This window comes from Streptomyces sp. NPDC000880 (assembly GCF_053599675.1).
Genome location: NZ_JBSFMS010000044.1, coordinates 41904 through 50805 on the forward strand (window position 1 = coordinate 41904; position 8902 = coordinate 50805).

Genomic DNA, 8902 nt, shown 5'->3' on the forward strand with positions numbered 1-8902 from the left:
GATGGCCATGGCCCGCACCACCCTCTTCCCCTTCTACGCCGGCCTGTTCACTGCGGTCTGGCTGCGCCTGCTCGGTGCCCGCGTCGGCAAGAACGTCGAGGCGTCGACGGTCGTGGCCCTGCCACGCCTCCTGCACGTCGACGACCGCGCGTTCCTCGCGGACGACGTGCTGGCCGCGCCGTACGAGCTGCGCGGAGGCTGGGTGCGGCTGGGGCACTCGCGGATCGGTGACAGCGCCTTCGTCGGCAACTCCGGTGTCGTCGGCCCCGACCGCTCCGTCGCGGACGGCGCGCTGATCGGCGTCCTGTCCGACACGCCCGCCGTGGTCCCGGACGGCTCGTCCTGGCTGGGACGCCCGCCCATGCGGCTGCGCCGAGTGGCGGAACAGCACGACCCGGCCCGCACGTTCGCCCCGCCGCGCTCCTTGCGGACCGCCCGCACCGCGGTCGAACTGTGCCGCGTGGTACCCCTGATGCTCAGCTCGCTCCTCCAACTCACCCTGACCTACGCGCTGCTGTACCTGTGGGGCACCGTCGGCGTCTGGTACGCGGTTGCTGCTGCCGGCCTGCTGATGTGCGCCGTCGGAGTGGTCGCCGGGCTGGTCACCACGGCTGTGAAGTGGACGCTGATGGGGCGCTTCACCGCTGAACGGCACCCGCTGTGGAGCGCGTTCGTGTGGCGCAACGAACTGTGGGACGTCTTCGTGGAGATGCTGGCGGTTCCGTGGCTGGTCAACCCCGCGATCGGCACCCCGGTGCTGAACTGGTGGCTGCGCAGCATGGGCGCGAAGATCGGCCGGGGCGTGTGGTGCGAGACGCACTGGTTCCCGGAGCCGGACCTGATCCGCGTCGGTGACGGCGCGGTCGTGAACCGCGGATGCGTCCTGCAGACGCACCTGTTCCACGACCGGGTCATGCGGCTGGAACCGGTCGACCTGGAGCGCCGGTCGGTGCTCGGCCCGCGCAGCATCGTCCTCCCGGGCAGCTCACTGGGCGAGGCGGCACGGGTCGAAGCGGGCTCGCTGGTCATGGCGGCGGAGCGGGTTCCCGCGGCCGGCCACTGGCAGGGCAGCCCGATCACCCGAGCCGACTGAACCCACCCGGCATTACCCCCCACGGCGTCGGCCGCGGGACGGTCCGCCCGCCGGACACCGCGTGGGCCGGCACTGAGCCCGAGGCGGAATCCTGTGCCGTCGATAGACCCCCGCCCTGGTCACCGGATCGCAACGCCGTTCCCCCGCGGCACGGCTCCGGGACCAGGGCAGGCTCCATTCCGGCGTAGGTTGGGAGAGACATCCCCGGCCCTCGCGGGCTTGGTACGGCCGTGCGCAGGCTCGACTCCCACCTCGGTGTGTGCGGTGACGGCAAGTAGGACCAGGGCACGTCGAAGGGCCCCACCGCGACCGGTGGGACACGGAACGACGAAGGTCCCGACCGCTCAGCGGTCAGGACCTTCGTTTCGGCTGGTCAGCCGTGGAGTCAGACGTGGTCCGTGGACGCGAACACAGGACTGGCGACCTGCGTCTTCGTCATGAGCGTGACCAGGTCGAACACCACGGTTGCGGCGGCAACGCAGGTGATTTCGGCGTGATCGTATGCCGGAGCGACCTCGACCACGTCACCGCCGATGATGTTGAGCCCGTCGAGGCTGCGGAGCAGACGCAACAACTCGCGGCTGCTGAACCCGCCCATCTCCGGCGTGCCCGTACCGGGCGCGAACGCCGGGTCGAGGACGTCGATGTCGATCGAGATGTACACAGGTGCGTCGCCCACGCGTTGCCGTACGGCGGCCACCGCCCCCTCGATCCCGATCAGGTCGAGGTCTCCGGCGCGGATCGCCCGAAAACCGAACGCCTTGTCGTGCACGAGGTCCATCTGGTCGTAGATCGGTCCGCGGATGCCCAGGTGTATGGACTTGTCCTGGGCGAGCAGGCCCTCTTCGAAGGCCCGGCGAAACACCGTGCCGTGCGTGATCGGAGCGTTGAAGTAGGTGTCCCATGTGTCGAGGTGCGCGTCGAAGTGGACCAGCGCGACTGGGCCGTACTTGTCCTTGGCCGCGCGCAGCATGGGTAGCGCGATGGTGTGGTCACCACCGATGCTCACGATGCGCCGGTCGGACTGTCCCACCACGTCGCGGGCGTAGCCCTCGATCTGGGCGACCGCTTCGTCGATGCTGAACGGCGTGCAGGGAACGTCACCGGCGTCGACAACCTGGACCGCTTCGAGCGGTGCGGTGCCGAGTTCGACGTGGAACCTCGGGCGCAGGTGACGCGAGGCCTGACGGACCCCCATCGGTCCGAAGCGAGCGCCCGGCCGGTACGACGTCCCCCCGTCGAACGGCACGCCCAGGATCGCGATGTCGTAGTCGCTGACCGAGCCGATGTCGGGGATCCGGGCGAAGGTACCGAGGCCGGCGAAGCGCGGGACCTTCGTGGCGTCCAGGGCGCCGATCGGCGCGGGTCGGTCGTCGTGGTTCATCACGGTCTCCCGTCAGTTCGAAACGATGGCGGTGGCGGACGGGCCGGCATGCTCGGCCGGGCTGTCGGTGCACGCAGCGGTGTCGCTGAGAGCGCGGCCTCGGGTCTCGGTTGCCCAGGCCAGCGTGACCAGGAGCCCGACGACCGACACGACGGCGCCGACGAGGAGCGGCAGGCTCTGGCTCTCGTCCAGCGCGAACGGCATCAGGTAGGTGCCCGCGGCCGCCCCGATGCGGGACATCGCAGTCCCCACCCCGACCGCGGTGGCGCGGACCTCGGTCGGGAACAGCTCGTTCGGGTAGACCACCTCGAGGAAGCTGGAGCCGCCCGAGGCGAGCGCGAAGACACAGACCGAGACGAAGAAGACCCAGGTCGGCAGTCCTGGCACCAGACCGGGGATGGCCAGGGCGACCGCGATGATCCCGAAGGACCACAGCAGCAGCGTCCGACGGCCGATCCGCTCGACCACCCAGAGTCCGGGAATGCCGCCGACGACGAACAGCGCGGCGAGGAAGATCTCCGCGGAGTTGCCCGTGATTCCCATGCCCCCCAGCAGGTCGGGGGCGAACGAATAGAGTGCGAACAGCGGGATCACCTGGGCAGTCCAGAAGATGCCGACGAAGAGGGTGCGCTTCAGATAGGGCGAGCGGAACACCGTTGCGTAACTGGTCTTCGCCCCCGTCGGTTCGGCGGCCAGGTCGGCCACGCCGTACTGCGGGCCGAAGACCTTCTTGATCGAGCGGTCGGCCTCGTCGGAGCGCCCCTTGCTGAGCAGCCATCGAGGCGACTCCGGCGTACCGAGCCGCAGGAACAGGGTCACCACGGCGAACACGGCCGGGCTGGCGAGCATGAAGCGCCAGGCGTTCTCGCCGAGCCCTTCGAGGCTCACACCCACGATGTACGCGGCCGCGGCACCGAGCGCCCAGACCACGAAGGTGGCACCGAGCATCCGGCCGCGGAACCGCCGGGGGAGGTACTCCGCCAGCAGGGATGTGGCGATCGGGTAGTCGGCACCGATGGCCGCGCCGAGGAGGAAGCGCAGGAGCACCAGCTGCCAGACCTCGGCCGCGAAGGCCGACAGGATGGAGAACAGCGCGAGCGCGGCTAGGTCGGCGATGTACATGATGTGCCGGCCGATCTTGTCGGTGACGTATCCGAAGACCGCCCCACCGAAGAAGATGCCGACCAGGCTGGCGGCCGCAACCAGACCCTTGTCACCGGTGCTCATGTCGAAGGCCGGAGTAAGTGTCGTGAACGCGACACCGATGATTGTGAGCGCGTAGCCGTCGATAAACGGTCCGCCCGACGAGTAGGCGGTCAGTTTCTTGTGGAAGCGCGTCAGTGGCGCGTCGTCGATGAGGTTCGATCGAGCGGTCATGGCGGGGAGTCCTTGGCTGGCAGTGGCGCCGTGCGGAGATGCCGCTCCACATGTTTGCCGACCTCGCCCGCGTCGTGCAGAGACAACAGCGCTCAAAGTTCCCGCGCGTCCTTATACATTCGCACAACGCTGCTATACAGACGGTCGGCCCCGTCGTACCTTGACGCCATGTCGATCACGGTGGGCGAGCTGCTCGAGATGCCGCGACTGCGCCTGAGACTCCACTCGGGGGCCGACGCGCTGGACCGGCCCGTCTCGTGGACGCACACGACGGACCTGCCCGAGCCGTGGCGCTGGGTGGCCGGCGGCGAGCTCCTCATGACGAACGGCATGCCGATTCCCCGGAGCGCGTCCGGGCAGGAGGACCTCGTCCGGCAGCTCGTCGCCCACGGTGCCGCCGCGCTGGCCGTCGGCGAGCAGATGTACGCCCCGCCGCTGACCAAGCGGATGACGCGGACGAGCGAAGAACTGGGTTTCCCGGTGCTCTGGATCGCCTACCCCATGCCGTTCGTCGCGATCTCCCGCGCGGTCGCCGAGGCAACCCTGCTGGAACAGTCGCAGCGCCTGATCCGGACCGAGCGGATCTACCAGGCGCTGCAGCAGATCTCCGCACAGAGCTCCGGATTCAGGACGCTCACGAGTGCGCTGCGCCGCGAGCTCGGCTGCGACGTCCGGGTGTGCGACCGGGCGACCGGGCACGACTGGTACCCGGGCGTTGCTCCGCTTCCCGAGGAGATCCGCAACAGTGTGGCCGAGCGTCGCGGCAGGCTCCGCGCCGGCGTCATTGCGGTCCGTCTCGATGATGACCGTCGCGCACTCCTGGTCGACGTACCGACACATCCCGACGCGGTCCTGGTCGCCCTCCCCGAACATACCGAGCAGCCGGACGCGCTCCTCCTGCAGCACGCCGCGACGGTGTGCGCGCTGGCGCTCTCCCAAGCCCGCCTGACCATCGAGCACGACCGCAGGAGAGGTGAGGATCTGCTGCTCCAGATCCTCGATGCGCAGCTGGCGCCGTCCGTGGCCAGGCGCCAGCTGGAGGAGCTCGGCCTGCGGCTCGATGGAGCGGTTTGCGTTGCGGCACGGAACGAGGACGACCCGGACCTGCTCAGAACCATGCACCTCAAACTGTGGCGCTCGGCCGTCAGCCACGTCACGGCCCACCGCGGCGGCACGTCGTTCACGGTCCTGCCCGACGGCGCTGCCGTGCAGGTGCTCGCGCAGGCTCTCGGGGACGGCGGTCGGGCGGGTGTCAGCGACGTGGTCGGCCGCTCCGACCGCTTGGCGGACGCGGCACGGGAGGCCACGTGGTCGCTCGACATCGCGCGGGACCAGGGCGCCTCCCTGCTGCGGTACGCCGACACCGACCTGCTCCTCGGTCCACGCAACCCGGCCGAGGCACGAGCACTCGTCAATCGCGTGCTGCGCCCCGTTCTGGAACTGCCGTCCGAGCAGGCGAACGAGCTGCTCACGACCCTGCGGGTGTTCTGCGAGAACGGCAGGTCCTGGCAGCGAACGGCCGATGTCTTGCACGTCCACCGACAGACGGTGCTTTACCGCGTTCGGCGCATCGAGCAGTTGACCGGGAAGCGTATCGCCGACACCGGTGATCTGGCGGCGCTTTGGCTTGCCCTGAAAGCTGTCTGAGAGGGCGTCGCCTTGACGGGTGTTTCGGTCTGAAGCTGAAGGGGGCCGACGCGGGAGAAGCTGGGCTGTGGGACTGTCCGTCTGCCAGTACAGCGACGTTCGCCGCAGTACGCGGCGCAGGTAAGACGGAGCGCCCGTACGGCGCTGAACGGTGGGGGTCATCTGCGAACTGGACAATGACCAGGACAACGCGCACCACCTGCCGGGGGATCACAGCAGACCGCTGCAGAGCGGCACGGACGACGCGGTGCCCGCCGCCTGGCAGGAGACGCCAGGCCGGGGCGACGACGCGTCAAACATTCAAGTGATCTCCCTACAACCACTTGGCTCGATCGCATGTCTGACCGGGCGTGGCAGCCGTCACGCCCGGTCGCGGGCACTGGCATGTCCCAGGAGTTTTTCGACTCCGCCTTCCAGAGAACCGGAAAGGTCAGGCACGTGCACCATCGCATCTCCAGCCGTCGGCTCGCCGCCGCGGTCCTCACCCTGTCCACGGTCACGGCCGTGACGGGGACGCTTCTCACCGTCCCGGCCATCGCCGCCGCCCCCGCTGCCGTGGCCGGGGCCACCGCCGTCGCCGAAGAGGTGAAGCTGCCCGTCGACGCCGAGGTCGTCAGCACCGGCGACACCGGCTACCTCACCTCCCGTAAAGACGACTTTGGCAACACGGTCCTGGAGTGGCGGACGTACGCCGACGGCTCGGTCCTGCCGATCAACAGCGGCACCATGGGCCATGACAGCAACTCTGACATCGTCGTGACGAGCGACGGCGCGAGCACGGTCTTCCTGCGGGACATGGAGGCCGGCTCCACCTGGTCCAAGGTCTTCAACCTCGCGGACGAGTTCAAGCCCGGGGCGAAGCTGGTCGGGGTGGTCGGCGCAAACCTGTTCGTGAGCGTGCCCACCACAGGGGACTACCTGGAGCTGTACCAGCTCGCCGACGTCAACGGGAACTCGCAGAAGACCAAACTCTCGTCCAGCTCCTACAACACCGGCTACAAGGTGGTCGCCTCCGCCGGCAACAACCTGCTCGTCCTGGGCACCTCCCGGGAGTTCTCGGGGGCGGGCTTCCGGACCGCGTACTGGAAGGCGCACACGAACGTCAACTACGGCACGGTCATCGACAGGCAGGGCCTGGAGAACATCGCCGCGTGGACCCCGGACGCGACGGGTGCCCTCACCTCCGAGTACGAGGCGTGGATCGAGCACCCGTCCGGGGGCAACGAGCTCGTCGTGGACGCGGGCGCCACCGAAAAGAGCTTCGACCTGGGCGCCGCCATGGGCGGCGCCGTCGTCGTGGGCATCGTCGGGGACGTCCTGCTCTACGGCGTCCCGGGCACGGCCGCCGGGGACTCGGTGAGCCCGCTGTACGCGCAGGATCTCGTCACTGCCGGTGCCGAGCCGTACAAGCTCCTGGAGCGCTTCTCCAGCGCGGCCCACGCGCCGGACGGCAGCCTGATTGTGCGCGGCGCCGCGCACGACGCCGACGGGCTGTTCCGGGTCGCCGACGGGGTCGGCGGCGCCCGCCCGGAGGTCACGCTCGTGGCGGACACCGGCCGGGTCCTGGCCCTGACGGTGGCCGGGTCGAAGGTCCCCACCGCGGTGAACCTGGAGAAGAGCGGCACCCCGGTCCCGATGGAGTGGACCCTGTCCCGGGCGGACGCCACCGTCGACGTCACGCTCACGCACGTGGCCACCGGCAAGAAGCTCACCAAGCGCCTGCCGCAGCCCGCCTCCGGCAGCCGCTTCACCTTCACGTGGGACGGCGTGCTGGACGGCATCAGCGCCCCCAACGGCGCCTACACCTGGGGCATCACCGCGACCCCGACCGACGGCGTAGGCGGCCCGGCCACCGCCTCGGGGAGCTTCCAGGTCTCGCGCCAGGCCAACCCGCACGACTTCAACGACAACGGTTCGACGGACGTCCTGGCCCGGGACGCCTCGGGTGTGCTGTGGCGGGACGACCTCTTCGACGGGCCCGTGAACGGCCAGTACAAGTCCGCCCGCCGGACGAAGATCGGCCCGGGCTGGCAGACGTACAAGCAGATCGAGGCCGTCGGCAACATCGGCGGCACCGCCCACGGCGACCTGGTCGGGCTCGACGGCTCCGGCGTCCTGTGGCACTACCTCGCCAAGGGCGACGGCACCTTCACCGCCCGGCAGCAGATCGGCGGCGGCTGGCAGATCTACGACAAGCTCACCGGCGGCTCCGACCTCGACGGCGACGGCAGGTCCGACCTGGTGGCCACGGACAACTCCGGCTACCTGTGGTTCTACAAGGGCACCGGCAGCACCTCCAAGCCGTTCGCGGTGCGAAAGAAGATCGGACTGGGCGGCTGGCAGGCGTTCAACCAGATCACCGCCGTGGGCAATGTGGCCGGCGGCGCCGCCGGCGACCTCGTCGCCCGGGACAAGGCCGGCGTACTGTGGCTCTACCAGGGGCGCGGCGACGGCACGTTCGCCACCCGGGTCAGGATCGGCGGCGGCTGGCAGGTCTTCTCCCAGCTTGTCGGCGCCGGGGACGTCACTAACGACGGCCGCCCCGACCTCATCGCGTACGGGGCGGGCGGCACGTACGTCTACGGCTCGACGGGCTCGACGACGTCGGTGTTCACCCGGCAGACGACGACGCTGTACGCGGGTGAGGGATCCAAGTTCAACTCCGTTTCCTGACCGGGACGTACAATCTTTCGATCTCCTCGGGCTCTGTGGGCATCGCCGACGACCGTCCTGCTGGACCAGCAGGACGCTGTCGACATCCCCTACCAGATGGTCCGCGGAGCCGCCGGCCGTGAGGGGCAGGGATCTGGGACGCGTCAGCCGGGGGGCGAAGGGGTTTGGTTTCCCTGGGGAACGGTCTCTCGCCGGCGAGCGGATCTTGCGGTCAGGGCGCCGATGGGCGGCGCGCATTGAGTGCGCGCCGCCCATGGTGTGTGTCTACGACACCAAGGCATGGGCCGACACCGGCTACCGCACCAAGGCCGTCGACCACGGCGCCCGCCTCGGCACCGACGTCGAAGTCACCCGCCGCGACCCTGCCCAGAAGGGCTTCAAGGTGATTCCGCAGCGCTGGGTCGTCGAGCGGACCTTCGGCTGGCTCATCCACCCACCGCCGCCTCGCCCGCGACTGCTCTTCGGCCTCGCCGGGGGCCGCGCGCATGCGGGCGCGGTACCTCCATGTGCCCGACCACCTGATGAAGGAGGTGGCCCGGAAGATCGGCATGGCGATCTGGGGATCCCCGGAAACAGCCTTTGTGGACAAAGACCAGGACAACGAGGTCTGAGGCACGTCGAAGGGGCCCCCCCCCGACCGTGGGGGCCGTCAACAAAGTTGCCCGGGTTGGCCTGGGGGTGGATAAGAGATTGGAACTCGTGTGGGGGTGGCCCCCACACCCTTTCCG

The 8902-nt window shown here is 69.5% G+C and carries 5 protein-coding genes and 2 pseudogenes; 5 read left to right on the plus strand and 2 right to left on the minus strand.

Translation table 11 applies throughout. From position 1 onward, the window contains the following. Positions 1–7: 7 nt before the first annotated feature. The gene (locus ACWDO5_RS17000) at positions 8–1093 is read left to right on the plus strand and encodes a hypothetical protein (RefSeq protein ID WP_450531069.1); all 1086 of its coding nucleotides are present in this window, start codon (positions 8–10) and stop codon (positions 1091–1093) included. Positions 1094–1478: 385 nt separating this feature from the next. Here ACWDO5_RS17000 and speB read toward each other — a convergent pair whose 3' ends face one another. Both speB and ACWDO5_RS17010 read right to left on the minus strand, forming a co-directional pair. After that, positions 1479–2477: an agmatinase gene (speB, locus tag ACWDO5_RS17005; protein ID WP_450531070.1), complete on the minus strand. Its 999-nt coding sequence runs from the start codon at positions 2475–2477 to the stop codon at positions 1479–1481. 12 nt (positions 2478–2489) lie between these two features. After that, positions 2490–3854: an MFS transporter gene (locus ACWDO5_RS17010; RefSeq protein WP_450531071.1), complete on the minus strand. Its 1365-nt coding sequence runs from the start codon at positions 3852–3854 to the stop codon at positions 2490–2492. 168 nt (positions 3855–4022) lie between these two features. Between ACWDO5_RS17010 and ACWDO5_RS17015 the strand changes: the two genes are divergently transcribed. From ACWDO5_RS17015 to ACWDO5_RS17030, 4 genes and pseudogenes are all read left to right on the plus strand, one after another. Beyond that, on the plus strand, positions 4023–5501 hold the full coding sequence (locus ACWDO5_RS17015) for a PucR family transcriptional regulator (protein WP_450531072.1): 1479 nt from the start codon (positions 4023–4025) through the stop codon (positions 5499–5501). Between the two features lie 438 nt (positions 5502–5939). Continuing rightward, positions 5940–8174: an FG-GAP repeat domain-containing protein gene (locus ACWDO5_RS17020; RefSeq protein ID WP_450531073.1), complete on the plus strand. Its 2235-nt coding sequence runs from the start codon at positions 5940–5942 to the stop codon at positions 8172–8174. A 364-nt stretch (positions 8175–8538) separates the two neighbouring features. Further along, positions 8539–8629 (plus strand): annotated as a pseudogene (locus ACWDO5_RS17025) (IS5 family transposase); the annotation flags it as partial. An 18-nt stretch (positions 8630–8647) separates the two neighbouring features. Then, positions 8648–8785 (plus strand): annotated as a pseudogene (locus ACWDO5_RS17030) (site-specific integrase); the annotation flags it as partial. Between the last annotated feature and the right edge of the window lie 117 nt (positions 8786–8902).

Excerpts from the sequence above, each read along its gene's own strand:
- speB (WP_450531070.1), bottom strand. The coding sequence starts at position 2,477 with ATGAACCACGACGACCGACCCGCGCCGATCGGCGCCCTGGACGCCACG.
- ACWDO5_RS17015 (WP_450531072.1), top strand. The coding sequence starts at position 4,023 with ATGTCGATCACGGTGGGCGAGCTGCTCGAGATGCCGCGACTGCGCCTG.
- ACWDO5_RS17010 (WP_450531071.1), bottom strand. The coding sequence starts at position 3,854 with ATGACCGCTCGATCGAACCTCATCGACGACGCGCCACTGACGCGCTTC.
- ACWDO5_RS17000 (WP_450531069.1), top strand. The coding sequence starts at position 8 with ATGGCCCGCACCACCCTCTTCCCCTTCTACGCCGGCCTGTTCACTGCG.